Annotated in this window: 17 protein-coding genes, 1 pseudogene and 1 other annotated feature; of the genes and pseudogenes, 4 read left to right on the top strand and 14 right to left on the bottom strand. The window is 47.3% G+C overall.

All coding sequences use genetic code 11. From position 1 onward, the window contains the following. Window positions 1-96 precede the first annotated feature (96 nt). The 7 genes from ACFO5U_RS04525 to ACFO5U_RS04495 form a co-directional block, all read right to left on the bottom strand. A complete protein-coding gene (locus ACFO5U_RS04525; protein ID WP_377277074.1) occupies window positions 97-603 on the bottom strand; it encodes a CcdC family protein in 507 nt (168 codons plus the stop codon). After that, complete coding sequence (locus ACFO5U_RS04520; protein WP_377277072.1) at window positions 596-919, bottom strand: thioredoxin family protein; 324 nt, start codon at window positions 917-919, stop codon at window positions 596-598. The genes ACFO5U_RS04525 and ACFO5U_RS04520 overlap by 8 nt, the downstream gene beginning before the upstream one ends. Window positions 920-940: 21 nt before the next feature. Then, window positions 941-1,651 (bottom strand): cytochrome c biogenesis CcdA family protein, encoded by a 711-nt coding sequence (locus ACFO5U_RS04515; RefSeq protein ID WP_377277070.1) that lies wholly within the window; start codon window positions 1,649-1,651, stop codon window positions 941-943. Between the two features lie 206 nt (window positions 1,652-1,857). Further along, window positions 1,858-3,231, bottom strand: a complete 1,374-nt coding sequence (gene argH, locus ACFO5U_RS04510; RefSeq protein WP_377277068.1) for an argininosuccinate lyase — start codon at window positions 3,229-3,231, stop codon at window positions 1,858-1,860. Next, window positions 3,228-4,460: an argininosuccinate synthase gene (locus ACFO5U_RS04505; RefSeq protein ID WP_377277066.1), complete on the bottom strand. Its 1,233-nt coding sequence runs from the start codon at window positions 4,458-4,460 to the stop codon at window positions 3,228-3,230. Before ACFO5U_RS04505 ends, argH begins: the two co-directional genes overlap by 4 nt. Window positions 4,461-4,695: 235 nt before the next feature. Then, window positions 4,696-5,265, bottom strand: a complete 570-nt coding sequence (locus ACFO5U_RS04500; protein WP_377277064.1) for a DUF3221 domain-containing protein — start codon at window positions 5,263-5,265, stop codon at window positions 4,696-4,698. 89 nt (window positions 5,266-5,354) lie between these two features. Continuing rightward, window positions 5,355-6,305 (bottom strand): MBL fold metallo-hydrolase, encoded by a 951-nt coding sequence (locus tag ACFO5U_RS04495; protein ID WP_377277062.1) that lies wholly within the window; start codon window positions 6,303-6,305, stop codon window positions 5,355-5,357. Window positions 6,306-6,423: 118 nt separating this feature from the next. Then, window positions 6,424-6,626, top strand: a binding site (T-box leader). Window positions 6,627-6,676: 50 nt separating this feature from the next. On the opposite strand from ACFO5U_RS04495, the gene proC reads away from it, so the two are divergent. The 3 genes from proC to ACFO5U_RS04480 all read left to right on the top strand — a co-directional run bounded on the left by proC (window position 6,677) and on the right by ACFO5U_RS04480 (window position 9,459). After that, a complete protein-coding gene (gene proC, locus ACFO5U_RS04490) occupies window positions 6,677-7,480 on the top strand; it encodes a pyrroline-5-carboxylate reductase (protein ID WP_377277060.1) in 804 nt (267 codons plus the stop codon). A gap of 136 nt (window positions 7,481-7,616) precedes the next feature. Next, complete coding sequence (gene namA / locus ACFO5U_RS04485) at window positions 7,617-8,633, top strand: NADPH dehydrogenase NamA (RefSeq protein WP_377277058.1); 1,017 nt, start codon at window positions 7,617-7,619, stop codon at window positions 8,631-8,633. Window positions 8,634-9,243: 610 nt separating this feature from the next. Next, complete coding sequence (locus ACFO5U_RS04480; protein WP_377277056.1) at window positions 9,244-9,459, top strand: hypothetical protein; 216 nt, start codon at window positions 9,244-9,246, stop codon at window positions 9,457-9,459. 149 nt (window positions 9,460-9,608) lie between these two features. Here ACFO5U_RS04480 and ACFO5U_RS04475 read toward each other — a convergent pair whose 3' ends face one another. From ACFO5U_RS04475 to ACFO5U_RS04465, 3 genes and pseudogenes are all read right to left on the bottom strand, one after another. Continuing rightward, window positions 9,609-10,415 carry a S26 family signal peptidase gene (locus ACFO5U_RS04475; protein ID WP_377277055.1) on the bottom strand — a complete coding sequence of 269 codons (807 nt, stop codon included), beginning with the start codon at window positions 10,413-10,415 and terminating at the stop codon, window positions 9,609-9,611. Next, window positions 10,402-10,533 (bottom strand): annotated as a pseudogene (locus ACFO5U_RS04470) (sigma factor-like helix-turn-helix DNA-binding protein); the annotation flags it as partial. The gene ACFO5U_RS04475 and the pseudogene ACFO5U_RS04470, both read right to left, overlap by 14 nt. 15 nt (window positions 10,534-10,548) lie before the next feature. Continuing rightward, window positions 10,549-10,953 (bottom strand): sigma-70 family RNA polymerase sigma factor, encoded by a 405-nt coding sequence (locus tag ACFO5U_RS04465; RefSeq protein WP_377279455.1) that lies wholly within the window; start codon window positions 10,951-10,953, stop codon window positions 10,549-10,551. A 224-nt stretch (window positions 10,954-11,177) separates the two neighbouring features. Between ACFO5U_RS04465 and ACFO5U_RS04460 the strand changes: the two genes are divergently transcribed. Beyond that, complete coding sequence (locus ACFO5U_RS04460) at window positions 11,178-11,792, top strand: hypothetical protein (protein WP_377277053.1); 615 nt, start codon at window positions 11,178-11,180, stop codon at window positions 11,790-11,792. Window positions 11,793-11,906: 114 nt separating this feature from the next. On the opposite strand, the gene ACFO5U_RS04455 is transcribed toward ACFO5U_RS04460, so the two are convergent. From ACFO5U_RS04455 to ACFO5U_RS04440, 4 genes are read right to left on the bottom strand one after another with little or no spacing between them, the layout of a single operon-like run. Further along, a complete protein-coding gene (locus tag ACFO5U_RS04455; RefSeq protein ID WP_377277051.1) occupies window positions 11,907-12,977 on the bottom strand; it encodes an ABC transporter ATP-binding protein in 1,071 nt (356 codons plus the stop codon). A 13-nt stretch (window positions 12,978-12,990) separates the two neighbouring features. Next, entirely contained in the window at window positions 12,991-13,803 is an 813-nt protein-coding gene (locus tag ACFO5U_RS04450) for an ABC transporter permease (RefSeq protein WP_377277049.1), read from the bottom strand. Next, the gene (locus tag ACFO5U_RS04445; protein ID WP_377277047.1) at window positions 13,803-14,687 is read right to left on the bottom strand and encodes an ABC transporter permease; all 885 of its coding nucleotides are present in this window, start codon (window positions 14,685-14,687) and stop codon (window positions 13,803-13,805) included. Before ACFO5U_RS04445 ends, ACFO5U_RS04450 begins: the two co-directional genes overlap by 1 nt. Further along, window positions 14,671-15,918, bottom strand: a complete 1,248-nt coding sequence (locus tag ACFO5U_RS04440; protein WP_377277045.1) for an ABC transporter substrate-binding protein — start codon at window positions 15,916-15,918, stop codon at window positions 14,671-14,673. Before ACFO5U_RS04440 ends, ACFO5U_RS04445 begins: the two co-directional genes overlap by 17 nt.

The raw sequence follows: 15,918 nt of genomic DNA, 5'->3' as shown, positions 1-15,918 counted from the left end.
GAGCCTGTATCAGCACCGATTGCCGATCGGAATGAACTTTTACCGGTGTTCCGCTTGCAAAGAAAAGGCTCTCAAAACACAAAAAACGCTGTTCCCTTATTCGGGAACAGCGTTTTTTTGTCCTGCAATCATATAGTATTTCCTTAACATTGCCAAGCGCCATGGCACGATCATACCAAATGCCAGCAGCCAAAACATGCCGCCAAGTTCGCCGATATCGATCGACGCGCTGAGAATGACCTTCGCCAACAACCGCACAAGCAACAGACCCAGCAAAATGAAGACAAACGCTTTTGAACGTTTCAAGTAAACCTCGCCGTCGCGCACTTCGAATTTCGACGTGCGAATCAAGATGATTGAAAACAACATGCCAACCAACAGCGCTTCTGCCACCTGCAAAGGCGCTACGCGGAAAAAAGGGAAAACGAACATCAATGCGCCTGTTGACATAAACAACGGCGGCAAAATGATTTTTTTCGCTGAAGCGGGTTTTTTCGCTGATTTCGAACGTACAACGATTGCGAGCATGCCCATCACCAGCGCACCGATTGTGGTCACCGCAAGAAAGACGGCCGGCGGAATGCTATTGAATAATTCATCCATCCAGCTCCGCCTCCAGTTCAGCTAAGCGCTTCGCCAATTCGTCCATCCGCACAAACCGGGCAAAGCGCAGCTGCTCTTTCCCGTGTTTGAACAGGATCACCACAGGGGCTGTAAACAGCATCAACTGTCCGGCGATTTCTGGCAGGCGCGCAGCGTTCACCAAGTAAAAAGGAATGGATGAATTCGGCTCCAGCCCTTCGACTTGTGGTTTTAGCCCCTCGCATACCGAACAATTATCGGTTTTGACAAACAGCAAAAACGAGCTTTCGCTTGCGATATGTTGTTGAAATTGTTCCATCGTAGTAATAATTTTCATAACGGCACCTTCTCTGCGTTCTTAAAATCCTTGGAAGTCCCCGAAAATCGGACTTAAAATGCGGATAATGTAGGTCATGCCGTCAAAGAACAGCAAGACTCCAACGGCGATCATGATAAATCCGCCGGTTTTCATGATGGTGTTGTGGTGCTTGCGCAGCCAGCCGAGACGTGTAACGAAAAATGACAGAACGAAAAACGGAATTGCAAAACCGAGTACATATGCAATCATATACCAGACGCCTGAACCTGGGTTGGTCGCAGCGAGCGCATAAATCGCCGCTGTGATCGGCCCGGTACAAGGCGTCCACCCTGCTGCAAAAGCGAGACCGATGACGAATGTGCCTAGAAATCCGGCGGGACGATTTTTAAACGAAAATTTACGATCTTGCATCAAGAACTTCGGCGAAAAGACGCCGACAATCATCAAGCCGAAAATGACGATGAACAATGCGCCGACTTGGCGGATGACTTCATCATAGCGGACAAACCATTCATAGAAGAATGATGTACTGAATCCTAATGCGATAAAGATGGTGGAAAAGCCCAAAAGGAAAAATAAAGTATGGAACATTCCCCGGCGTTGCATGACTTTTCGGTCGTTTTTGATTTCATCCATCGTCATGCCTGTAATATAAGATAAAAAGGCGGGATATAAAGGCAATGTACAAGGTGAAATGAAACTTAAGAAACCGGCACCGAAAGCCAGCAGTAAATTGATATCGGTTGCCACGTGAACACGCTCCTCTCTTACGCATTCTATCTTATCAGAGATAGTGCTCAAAAACCGCCTTATAGCTTGTGAAATCTTTATGGACATTTTTGCAGCCGCTTGAAATTACGCCATAAAAAAGCCGGTTCTCTTTAGGGGGAGAGAACCGGACGCAATGGCTCGCCTGTTGTACCGAACAGGTTGAGCTTATATTATTGGACTACTGATCACCCGATGAGTTTCTTGGCGAGTCCCAATTGATAATGAACTTGGTCAAACCCGGTGCCTCCGAGAGAGGTACGGCGCTTGACGGCTGTTTTTGGCAGCAAAGTTTCATAGATGTCTTGTTCGAAAAGCTCGCTTGCTGACTTCAAATCGTCAAACGGCAAATCCTTCAAATAATAGCCGCGCTGGATGCACGTGAACACGAGCTTTCCTGTGACATCATGCGCCTCGCGGAAAGGCATGCCTTTAGCGGCCAAATAATCCGCAAGCTCTGTCGCATTCGAAAAGTCGGAGTTGACGGCTTTTTCCATCGATGCCGTATTGACCGTCATCGTCCGGATCATGCCTTCAAAAATCGGCAGCGAGCCCATCAATGTATGCACAGTATCAAACATGCCTTCTTTGTCTTCCTGCATATCTTTGTTGTAGGCAAGCGGCAAGCCTTTCAATGTCGTCAGCAAAGCGAAGAGGTTGCCATAGACACGGCCGGTTTTGCCGCGGACAAGTTCTGCCATATCCGGATTTTTCTTCTGCGGCATGATGCTCGAACCCGTCGAGAACGTATCATCAAGTTCGATAAAGCGGAATTCTTCGCTTGACCACAGGATGATCTCTTCTGCAAAACGCGACAAGTGCATCATGAGAATCGATGAGTTGCTGAGAAACTCGAGAATGAAATCACGGTCGCTGACGGCGTCCAGGCTGTTTTGGTAAACACCCTTAAAGCCGAGCAGTTCCGCGGACATTTCACGGTCGATCGGGAAACTCGTCCCCGACATCGCCCCCGCACCGAGTGGCGACACATCGATGCGCTTTAACGATTCCCGCATGCGCTCTTTGTCGCGCTGCAGCATCCAGAAGTACGTCATCAAATGGTGGCCGAATGAAATCGGCTGCGCACGCTGCAAATGCGTATAACCCGGCACGACCGTCTCGACATGCGTTTCCGCCTGTTCGACGATCGCCGACTGGAACGCTTCGATCAACTCGATGATTTCCGTCACACGGTTTTTCAAATATAGATGCATATCGGTCGCTACTTGGTCGTTGCGGCTTCTGCCTGTATGCAGCTTGCCGCCGACCGGACCGATTTCATCGATCAATAGTTTTTCCAAGTTCAAGTGGATATCTTCGTTGGAGACGCTGAATTCAAGCTCGCCGTTTTCCGCCTTGCCTTTTAAGGTCTGGAGCCCAGCCAGAATGAGATCCGCATCTGCTTGCGGCAAGACCTCGCAGGCGCCGAGCATTTTGACATGCGCCATGCTGCCTTGTAAATCTTCGAGGACCAATTTCTGGTCAAACGAAATCGATGCCCCAAACTCATCAACCCACTGTTCGGCGGTCTTTTGGAAACGGCCGCCCCACAGTTTGGTCATGATTGCACCTTCTCTTTAACTTGTGTCGTGACCGCGACTTCTTTCTTATTGATTTTCGAGTTGACCACTGTTGGCAAGCCCCATAGTTCGATAAAGCCGACTGCTGATGCATGGTTGAATGTATCATCTGTCGAATACGTCGCGAGTTCTTCGCTGTATAGGGAGTTCGGTGATTTACGCCCTTCTGTGATGGCATGGCCTTTGAACAATTTCACACGCACCGTGCCATTGACGAATTCCTGCGTTTCTTTCAGGAATGCTTCAAGTGCCACACGCAGCGGAGAGAACCAGAGACCTTCATAAATCAATTCCGTCATTTTCTTTTCGATGACCGGCTTGAAATGAGCCATTTCTTTTACCAATGTAATGTCTTCAAGCTCTTTATGTGCGGCGATCAAGGTCATCGCTGCCGGAGCTTCATAAATTTCACGTGATTTGATGCCAACCAGTCTATTTTCGACATGGTCGATTCTTCCGACGCCATGTTTGCCAGCCAAATGGTTCAATTCGAAGATCAGTTCAGTCAATTTATAATCGACGCCGTTAAGTTTCGTCGGCACGCCTTTAACAAATTCAATTTCCACGATGTCCGGTGTATCCGGTGTGTCTTCCAGCGCATTCGTAATGTCGTATGCATCTGCCGGCGGTGTCGCCCATGGGTCTTCTAAAATACCGCATTCGTTGGCACGGCCCCATAAGTTCATGTCGATTGAAAATGGTGAGTCGAGGTTTACCGGGATCGGCACATTATGTTGCTTGGCGTATGCGATTTCCTCATCACGTGACCAGCCCCACTCACGAACCGGTGCGACCACTTCGAGATCCGGGTTCAACGATTTGATCGATACTTCAAAACGTACTTGGTCATTGCCTTTGCCTGTGCAGCCGTGTGCAACAGCCGTAGCGCCGCTCTCCACTGCGATTTCCACAAGCTTTTTCGAAATCAAAGGACGAGACAACGCTGATACCAACGGATATTTGCCTTCATATAATGTATGAGCTTGCAATGAAATAAGTGCATAATCTTCTGCGAATTCATCTCTGGCATCGATCATATAGCTTTCGACCGCTCCGACTTGCAATGCTTTTTTCTTGATGAATTCCAAGTCTTTTCCTTCTCCAATATCGAGGCAGACCGCCACGACGTCATAGCCTTCTGCTTTCAGCCACGGAATGGCTACCGATGTATCAAGTCCACCTGAGTATGCGAGTACGATTTTTTTGTTCATAAATGAATGACCTCCTGTATTTTTATGCGTTATATGCGATGAATATACACATCTTAACATGGCGTTTTTTAGAACGCAAGAGATGAGCGCATAATATTTCATCTTTTTTCACAAATATGCAAATCGCTTGTCTATCTACTATAAGAATACAGCGGAAGATGAAGTTGAAAAGAAAAGACCGCACGGCTTATCGCCGTACGGTCTTGTTGGTTTTGATCGTAAAGAAGAGCGTAGTTTACTCTTCGGTGTCTTCGGTTTCTTTATTGCCCATTGTATATTCGAGTGTATCCATATTGATGCGCACTTCAGTCAATTCGCCTGATTCCATATCGGTAAACAAAAAGCCGATTTCGTCGTCGCGGACGAGCGGCTGCCCCATCAAAATGAGCGTGGACAATTGTTCGCCGTTAATGAATGCTTGCAATGCTTCCGTCTGGCGCTGGGATTCCTCATCCATCAAAATGGTGATTTTTTCCGCTTGCCCTTGCATCGGGAACGATTCTGCCAGCGGCTCCGAGTAATCTGCCGAAACCTTCATCCCGGTGCGGATGTCGCTGATGGTGGCGTCGGTTGTTTCGCCGCCTTCTGCGAACTGCACTTCCACATCATCCGTGATGGCAAAGTAAATATTATTGATCAGGATGCTGCCATTGCCGATTTGCGTAATAAAGCCTTCTTCGGTCATGCCGTCTTGCTCTACTGTGATTTCCGGATCTTCCTCGCCGGCTGGTTCGGTCGGTGCCGCTTCATCAGAACAGCCTGCCAGAAGCAGGAGCCCTGCGAGAAACAAACTTGCTTTTTTCACTATATCTCAATCCTTTACGCCTTAGATTCTTGTTGCCTGTAGTTGTTTTTTAGTTTACCCGTTGCCGCTAACACGCGCAACTTTATACATTAAGCCTGTCGGTAACGGAAAATGCCGCTGTCGTCCATCCGCTCCTCAATCAACCCGTCTTCGAGCAAGTAATCGATCTGGCCGATCGTTTCGGATAAGGTCAAGCCGAGCTCTTTTTCGTAGGCATGCGGAAACAATTGTTGTGTCAATTCATAAACTGACTGTTCTTGTGAGCGGTCGAGCATTGCGAGCACTTTCATAGCGCGTTGATGCTGCTTTTCAAGACGCGTCGATACCAATTCATGAACATTGCGCACTTCTTCGCCGTGGCCGCTATAGATCAGGTCAATCGGCATTTTCAACAGCCGGCTTAATGAGTCATTGTATTGAAGCAAAGACTTAGGCCGCCCTTCTTGTGGATCGAGCGGCGGTTCAATGAGCGGATTAGAGGAAACTTTCGCAATGACATTGTCGCCGCCAATCATTACGCGCAGCTCCGGATTCCAAAACGACAAATGGCTTTGTGCATGTCCGAGCGATTCCTGGACATGCCAGTCAGGATGTCCAGGCAAACTATCTCCTTCATTAATAGCCATATCCAACGGGCGGTCTCCCAATAAATTGAGCGGGCGCTTCATCTTTTTCGTCCAAAACAGCAAATCGCCAGGCACCCCTTCTTCTTTCAAGCGCTCCAGGTAAAAGGCGTCGTGGTAATCAAAAAAAGCTTGATCGCGCCGCAGCCACAAATCATTGTAAGGATGGCCATAGAGCTTGGCTTTGTCGAATCCGTCAACCCAACCGGCGTGATCCGGATGATGATGCGTCAAGATCACTTGTTCAATATCAGCGGGTTCCACATTCGCCGACTTCAATCCGGCTTTCAAGGCAGTCCATGCTTCGGGCGTTTTCGGACCGGCATCGATTAACGTCAGTGCGTCCCCTTTTAATAGATAGGAATTGACGTCCCCTACCGCAAATGGTGTCGGGATGATGATTTTGATTGGTTCCATATATTTCACTCCTCTGAACTGAACGACTATTCACTTATCATACCGCGCTTTTCGGCCGGCGTCACCTCAATTGGTGAATTTGACAAACAAAACGCCTTTATCTATAATTCAATAACATATGTAAGCGTTGATGAAGATTAGTATGGAAGGTGATGGGCAACAGAGAGTGCGCCGCAGCTGAAACGCGCACCCCCGCTCCCTTCTTGAACCTGCTTCTGAGCTGCCGTGCAAACACGGCCGTCTGTCCGCGATAAGGATATCGAGTTGTGCACATGTGCAAACTTAGGTGGTACCGCGGAAACAAGCGTTTTCGTCCTTGGATTGACAGGGATGATTGCGCTTTTTATTATGAGAAAAGGAAGTGGAGAACTATGAAAATCGTATGTGTAGGAGCCGGGTCGATGGCCGAATCCATGATCCACGGCTGGATCAATAAACGAATTATGAAACCGGAAGAAATTTCCGTCATGAACCGCTCGGACCAGGACCGCTTGGAATTTTTGCATGATGAATACGGCGTCAACATTGTCTGTTCTGAGAAAACCGAACTGAAGAATGCTGATTTTATCCTATTGGCGATGAAACCGAAAGACGTAGAAGTCGCTTTAAAAGGCATCCGTTCCAAGCTGACGGGTGATACCGTTATCGTGTCGGTCGCAGCGGGCGTGTCGATCAATACGATCCAAAAACACGTCGGCGATTTTGCAGTCGCGCGTGCGATGCCGAATACATCCGCACAAATCGGGAAATCCGCCACAGGCGTCGCTTGGAGCAAGTTCGTTACAAAAGAACAGCAGCATCTGCTGCGGAAATTATTGTCATCGATCGGCGGCGTCACAGTCGTTGAAGAAGATCAATTGCACGCAGTGACAGGCGTTGCCGGCAGTGGACCGGCTTATCTGTATTATTTCGCCGAATCGATGGTCCAAGCAGGCATCGATAATGGCTTGTCTTCTGCCGATGCAAAAAAACTCGTCCGTCAAACTTTCGACGGGGCTGCTGAAATGTTGCAACAGGAAGATTTCTCTGTGCTCCGCGAGCGCGTTACCAGCCCGAACGGCACGACAGCCGCTGGATTGCAGGCATTGTATGATAACGACTTTAAACGCATTGTCGGCGACTGTGTCACCTCTGCAGCCAACCGCTCCCGAGAACTCGGAAAAGAATTCGAATAACGAAAATCAAACACCCCGCGGGAGCCTTCTTCCGCGGGGTGTTTGCTGGACAAACCAGATCGTGGAAGTGAGCTAAGCTTTCCGGTATACTGATTTCTTGTATAGATCTTGTATAGATATTGAAGGAGGGTTTTACTTGGCAAAGCTATTCGAAGAGTTCCATATAAAAGATGTCACATTCAAAAACCGCATCGTCATGGCGCCAATGTGCATGTACCAAAGCGATCAAGAAGATGGTCAAGTCACGGACTGGCACCGTGTGCATTACCCGACGCGCGCGGTCGGCGGTGTTGGTTTGATCATCACCGAAGCAACTGCCGTTCAGCCGGTCGGGCGCATTTCATCGCGTGATCTCGGAATTTGGGACGACGAACATATCGAAGGCCAAGCGGAAATCGTGCGCTTAATGAAAAAAAATGGCGCAAAAACCGGCATACAACTCGCACATGCCGGCAGAAAAGCGACTGTCGACGGAGATATCCAAGCGCCGAGTGCGATTGCCTTTAACGACAAATACAAAACTCCCGTCGCGATGACGATCGAAGAAATCGACGAGACGGTTCAAGCATTCCGCGACGGTGCTGTGCGCGCCAAAAAAGCCGGATTCGACGTCATCGAAATCCACGCAGCCCACGGCTATTTGATCAATCAATTCCTATCTCCGCTAACCAATCAGCGCAGCGATGAATACGGCGGCAGCAGCGAAAATCGCTACCGCATCTTGCGCCGCATCTTGGACGAAGTCAACGCCGTATGGAGTGGCCCCCTGTTTGTCCGCATTTCAGCAAATGATTATGCAGAAGGCGGCATGACGCCTGAACAATATATCGAAATGACCAAATGGATGAAACAGCAAAACGTCGATCTGGTCGATGTCAGTTCCGGTGCAGTAGTTCCGGCGCCGATTCCGGTCTTTCCGGGCTACCAAGTGCCCTTTGCTGAACTGGTCAAAAAAGAAACACCCATCGCAACCGGTGCGGTCGGCTTGATTACAGATCCGCGCCACGCAGAGGAAATCCTCCAAAACGGCCGCGCGGATTTCATCTTCCTGGCACGCGAGTTGCTGCGCAACCCGTATTGGGCTTACACCGCAGCGACTGAACTAGAAGCTGATATCGAGGCTCCTGTGCCTTATGAGCGGGGTTGGATATGAGACAGTTGCAAAATAGCTGTAATTTAGTATACTGAAAGTAATAAAAAAACCGGATGCTGTGAGCATCCGGCCAGCTGCATGCCGCCTATCGAGGGCGGTCGGCTGGACATTATAGGTTTTTGGAATAACCGTCAGCCCACGCCAATGGGACGGTTATTTTTTTTTGGGAATGACCAAAATCAAGGTAATGATGAGCGTCAATGCGCTAATCGTCAACCCGACACTCGTGAACACAAGCGCAAAAGCTTCTGCCATGGTCATGCTACCACCCCCTTTCTTTAGGGAATGGCCAAACCGCCCTCATGCAACTGTAACTCTATTTTAACACAAACAGAACAAGTGTTCTATTAATAGCTAAAAAATTATCAGTAAAAATAATCCAGATACTAAAGCTGATTTCTTTAAATAGAAATTGGGCTTTTACTTTCTCAATTACATTTTTACAATGCCCATTCTTTTTCCTCTTCCATATAGAGATGTTTATTTCTGGAGATTTTGTATATACTGGTAAAAACTACTTCAGTAATAAGTCGTGGCCACAACATTTAAGGAGCGATTGCAACCTTGACTGACTGATCATGCAAATTAACGATTGAAAGGAATAAAAAAAGTGAATTTAGAAGCAGATGCACAGAACAGAAAAGCTCAGGATGAAAAAAAGAAGAACAGGGACAAAGCAGACGCAGAATTACTTAAAAATGCAGGAAAAGATTTCACATTTCACCTAGTACTCGAAGGGGCTATCAGGTTTATTTTCTACGTGCTCTGGAACGTGCTGACCTTCATACCGAAGCTGTTGTTCAAAATTTTTAGTAACACACCATGACACTTTAAAACGGGGATATATTTTTTGTTGTAAATACACTTGTTCAGGCAAAAAAAAGAAACTCACTGTTGAGTTTCTTCTGATAGGATGCCATCGGTTAACTTATGATTGACTACCAGATGGAGTTTTTTAGAAGTCTTTCCGCTCATTTACTTCTTGAAATAGCCAATTACTTTTCCCTGCACTTCGCTCGTAGTAAGAGTTTGCTGGCTTCCCCTAAACCAATCATCTCCTAAAACAAAGATTTCGTTTTCCGCCAAACGGAAATCGTCCGTGTTTTGAAAAAAGACCTCTTTCATGGAATCAATATTTTGAGGAGCGCCATTCTTTGTCATTGCCTGATTGTATTCCTCATTCGAGTTTATCCCAGCTCGATGTGCCCGTCCATAAAAAGTATCCAGCTGCTGATCATTGATATAAATTTGCCCTTCTACAATTCCGACCTGCTCATTGGGCAATCCAATCACTCTTCCGATTGTCCGTTGCTTTCCGTCAAAAAACTCAGCTTCATATACGATTACGTCCCCTCTTGAAACATCGTTTCCATCATACGCTAGCGGATCAATCAATAACGGATAGGCAGCGTACTCATGATTCCCACGATCCATCGCATCGTACTTGAAATCTAATACTTCAAGCGGCTCTTCGTAGCTAGTGAATATTTCAATTTCTGCGACTGTTTTTGAATCCGTCATAATCGAACTTTCCGGTGATGCAGGGGCTGAATTCGGTATTTCTCGTCCATTTTCGTTCAAAATCACAATGAGAAATGTCGTAACAACTGTCAAAAGCAACATAAAGATAGCTGTGTACTTAAAAACGGGAAGCCATTTACTAGCATAGGTCCTCGGTTTGTTCTCGTCTTTAATTCTCAATAGGATTCGGCGTCTCAAGGATTTCTTGAAGCGGGGCTCGTCTCCAACAAATGAATCTAGTTCACGTTTAAATTTGTTCATCTGCTATGCCCTCCCATTCTTCAGGGTCTATTTTATCCCTCAGTAACACCTTCGCTCTTCTTAACCTTGTTTTTACGGTATTTTCCGAGCAGTCCAGCAGCTTACTGATTTCTATGCTGGTGAATTCCTGGTATTAAAACAAAAGAATGACTTCTCGGTATTTTATTGGCAGCTCCATTACCTGTTGCGTCAGATTATTGTTTTCGGATTGCTGCACATATGTCTCTTCAGTCGATTTAGACGTGGAAATCAAATTACCGATTGACTCTTTAAACAAGGAACGTTTGTTTTTCCAGCTTCTTAGATGGTCATGACATTTATTGATGGTTATCTTGGATAGATAAGTTTTAAGGGAGGAACGCTGTTGAAACTGATTTGATTTCCGGTAGAAAGTAATTAAAACTTCTTGCAGGATGTCTTCAGCGGCCGCCCAATCCTCGACGTAAAAATAAGCTAGACGGATAAGGTATTCGCCGTGATCGTCCATTATCTGCTTAATTTGTTCTTCTTCCAAGCTTTTGTCTACCTGTCGATTCATCACATGACACACCGCCCTTTCCTCAACACCCCATAGACGTAACATTTCGAAAAATAGTTTCATTAATTGGAAGAAAAGAGGAAAATCTGCCCCTGAAATAGCTTTCTCACTAAACAAAAAAAGAAGAAGTCGTGCCCCTCACTTCCTCAAAAGTTATAGTATTATCTAATAAAACTGTGATATTAAAAACTCTAGATATTCTTCAATGTAAAGGAGATGAAACAATGAAGAAGGTCTATATCACTCACGAAACCAGTGGTTCGGATGGAGAAATGCTTTTATGTGAGGATGTTCAAGACCTTGCGAAGTTTTATATGGGCCCGTCGGACACCGTTAACGATTCAGATGCAACATGTGAAATACTCGTTGAATTTATATGTACAAAAGCGTTGTTTCCAATCTATCTTACCTTTGAGCCGCTAAGTGGAATGGAAGATGATTTGGAACGCCTTTTTCAGAGCGAAAACATTGAATACTCATTAAGGTTTGAGGGTCCAAAAAACAAACGGTTTCCTGTTTTTAAGCTCACAATCGAAATGCATTCTTCACTGACCTTTGTTTTACGAGAAACTTATTTGGCAGCAATTTGCAATCATTTCTATGCATTTTCTCTGTCGGATAATATCGTCTATAAACCGGTTACATTCAAGGGCTGGTTTGGACGCGAGAAGACATCACTATGGCCGCACTTCGATATGAACGCCGCTTCAACAATTATTGAAATTTGGCATGACGGGGATGGGTTTAACCTCTATACAAACGAAGCTCATTTCTCGACAATTGAAAAGCTGGCTAATCATTTCCCACCAGGAACCTCGTTTGAGAAGAATGAAGGTTGAATGTAATTAAATTGCCGCTCAGTTACATTTCCACAAAAAAACGTTCGTAAATGTCCTAAAACACATTACGAACGTTCATTCATTTAATACTCTCAAACGGGAGAAAATTTTCCTTCAATATTCCACAAACTGCATGGACTTCCTGTCTACCATCAAGTTAATTTCTTTACCGACTTTGGCTGTGTCAGCTTGCTGGCTGTCTAAAGACACATCGAGCAGCTGATCGCCCACCTGCACATGGGCCGTGAAAAAACCGTGGTTAAATCTTAGCTGTACCACTGTGCCCCGAATCATCGCAAAGCCGGCCGGCGCAATCGTTGCGTCCGGCACAAGACGGAGCGTTTCAGCGCGGAGAATCAAGAAGCGAACTCCGGTGTGATGCGTATCTCCTGCAGGCAATTGAATGCTTTGATCAAGCGAGTGAAAATAGTCGCCGGTAATTGTTCCTTCGATGCTGTTCTTGATTCCTAAAAATGAAGCGACTTTGGTGCTGACCGGGCGTTCCCTTAACTCTTCGACCGAGCCGACTTGCAATAACTCCCCTTCACTCATAACGCCAATGCGATCCGATAAATGAAACGCCTCTTCCCTGTCATGGGTAACGAACAGGACGGTCACGCGAAACTGCCGTTGAATGGTACGCAGCAACTCCCTCATTTCTTCTCGCAGCGCTGGGTCGAGTGCACTGAACGGTTCGTCCATCAGCAGCACGCGCGGGTTCAAAACAAGTGCTCGCGCCAAGGCGACCCGCTGCTGCTGTCCGCCGCTCAATTCATGGGGAAAGCGCCGGCCAAATCCTTCTAACCCTACATGCCCTAGCATCTCACGCACATGTGCGAGACGCTCGTCTTTCTCGACTTTCTGCATCTTCAACCCGAACGCCGCGTTGTCTTCCACTGTCATATGCGGAAATAGCAGCGCTTGTTGAAACACCATGGCAAACCGTCTGGATTCAGCCGGGACATGCGTGATTCGGCTATCACCGAGCCAAATGTCACCTGCATCTTCTTCGAGCAAGCCCGCCACTAATTTCAGCAGCGTCGTCTTTCCGCATCCGGAAGGCCCAAGCAAGGAAAAGAACTCGCCGTTGCGTATGGTCAAGTTCACCGGTTTTAATGAAAAGCCGGCATCGCCCGGTGATTGCCCGTAATGTTTTTCGACATTCTCAATGCGTAAATCATCCATGTTCCCACCCCCTTCAGACTGCACCTGCTGCGGTTTTTTTGTTTTGGTAGTATTTTTTCAGCGCCATGTCCATTCCGATCAAGGCTGCGATGGCGATTGCTGCATAGAGCAATGAATAAGCTGCGGCTATGGCCGGATCCCCGCCGCTGATAAACGGAAATAATAAAATCGGCAAAGTGACCACCTGGCCCGAACCGATGATAAAGGTAATCAAATATTGGCTCAAGGAAATCAAGATGCTTAAACTGGCTCCTGCGGCGATTCCCGGCAGTAAATGCGGCAGCACAACAAAATAAAAACGGGACATCGGCCCTGCACCCAGCATGCGCGCCTGGTTTTCCCAATCAGTCGATAGCGTTTGATAGCTGATCATTACTGCGCGTACCATATAGGGCAATGTCGGGGCTATATGCGCCAACACCACCCCGACTATGGTTTCCGTTAAGCCAAGCCGCAGGAAGGTCAAATGAATCCCCATCACAGCGACAAATGGCGGAATGACGATCGGCGCAAAAATAATCGCCTCAAACAGCCACCTGCCGCGTATAGGGTAGCGCGAAAAAGCATTGGCAGCAGGCACAGCCAGCAAAATATTGATAGCGGTGACGACCAAGGCGATCCATAAGCTGACAGCTACCGCCCGCCACGTTGTCGACTCGCCGAGGACATATTCCCATGCCCGAAAACTGAATGACTCGGGCAGCACATTCGGCCATCGCCAACCGAAGGATACACTAGTCAACACGAGCGGGATGAATGGAACTATAACTATCATGAATAATAAAATGAATAAAAACCAATGAATGAATAAACTACTTTTATTCATCATTCCCACCCCTTCAAGACACGCCAGCGCCTGCTGAAGTAATAGGTGATGAGGCCGAGAGTAATGGTTAAGATCGACAAGATAATATTCACAGCAAGTGCTTCGGGGCGATCCGACAGTGTACCGCTCGTATATAGTTGATATGAATATACCGGCAACATACTTGGATAGGTGACACCGAGCAAAAATGGCACTTCAAATGCCGAAAAGGTGAAGACGAACACGATAAATGTCGCAATTGTCCAAGCCGGAAGCATCACCGGTACGACTATCTCGCGGATGAAACTCCAGCTGCTGGCACCGAATACACGGGACACCTCTCGCCATGAACCATGGATGCGCATCAGCACCGGATAAATCATCAGCGACACAAACGGCGCCTCTTTCCAAGCGTAAGTAAGGATGATGCCCCACCCGAATGTATCATTGACAACTACAGGAAACTCCGAGATGTCGCTGATCCAGCCTGCAGAAGCGAATAGCTTCGACAGAAATCCGCTTTGCATGAATAACAATACAATAATGTAACCACCGACAAGATGCGGTATGGTCAACGGCAGTTGAAACAAGCGATGCCATAGTCTTGACGCGCCACTTTTAGACGATTCATGGAGCATGAATAAAGACACAGCCAGCACTGCGCCGAGAAATGCGGCGATGACTGAAGACAAGGCAGCAACCCGAAACGTCAATGACAGCGACTCCCAAAAAGCGGAAGAGCTGAATAATGTGTAGTATGCAGCCAAACTGATTTGGGTTTCACCGATTGCCGGAAAATAGCCGAGACTTTTGAGGAGTCCATCAAAAAGTCCTCCAAAAAACAGGAGGACGATTGCGCCAGTGGCGGGCAGCAGCAAAAAATACGGTTTACTTTTTCGCCACATTTTCCATCCACCCTTTTTCGATGATGTCGATATAGTCGGCGGATAGTTCCGGCAATTGTTTGCTTTCCAGCTCTGCCAAAGGCAATGTCGCAGTTCCCATATCCACTTTATTCATCGCCTGCTGAGCTTCGGGCGGGAGTTTGTCCAAATCTAAAGAGGACAAGTCGCCCCAGTTTTCAGGTGAGAGTTTGGCTGTTTGAGCTTCGGGTGACAATAATTCGTTGATGGCCACTAGCGCCCCTGCTTTATCCGAAGAGTTGAATGGAATCGACAGGAAATGCGTATTGGCGAGCGTCCCATTTTCCAGCAAAAATGTCCGTGTAGACTGCGGGAAACGGCCTTTCAATACTTCGCTCGCGGCAAGTGCCGGATCGTAGCTCATGGTCATGCCGATTTCGCCGCTTGCGTACAATTGATCTTGTTTCGCGAGGCTTTCCGGGTAAGTCTCCCCTTCACGCCATAAATAAGGTTCAATGTCATTCAAATATTGCCACATCGGTTGCAAGCGCTGTTGTAAATCGTCGATGTCTTCTGCGGGTCCCTGATACTGCTCATATCCACCTGTCGTTTCATACAGCACGTGCCGCACGAACGCACTGCCCGTGAAATCCGGCAAAGCGGGATAAGTAAATTGACCCGGGTTTTCTTTGACCCATTCGGCCAATTCTTCCATGGATGCAGGCGGGTTCGGCGATTTATTGTCATCGTGAACAAAAACAAATTGAGCTTTGCCCCACGGTGCCTCTAATCCATCTACCGGTTCACCGAAATCTTGCGCGATTTCTGGTGCATCCTGGTCGACGAAATCGTTGAAGTTCGGCAATTGACTGGTGAAATCCCCCCATAGCAAATCGTTGTCTTTGGCGGCTTTGAAATTTTCACCGTTGATCCAGATGATGTCCATGCTACCGCCTGTCTTGCCTGCCAGTTTTTCATCGAGCAATTGGTTGATGATGTCCTGTGCGTCATTCATCGGCACACGCTTTAGCGTGACATCATACTGCTCTTTGATGCGTGGCGCGACCCGATCATCGAGATAGCGATTGATGCTGTCACTGCCGCCCCACATGTATATATTCACTTCCTGGCCTGCCGACTCATCGATGACTTGCTGCCAGTCTGCCGTCAGCAGCTCTTCGCTATCGACCGCTTCACCGTTGTCATCCGCAGATGAACAAGCCGCCAATGACAAAGCCATTAGCGTCGGCACCAGTACTGCATATTTTTTCAT

Source organism: Planococcus dechangensis (assembly GCF_042654465.1).
GTDB classification, from domain to species: domain Bacteria; phylum Bacillota; class Bacilli; order Bacillales_A; family Planococcaceae; genus Planococcus; species Planococcus dechangensis.
The sequence above is the reverse complement of the archived record's forward strand: the minus strand, read 5'-3'. Positions and strand labels throughout refer to the sequence as shown.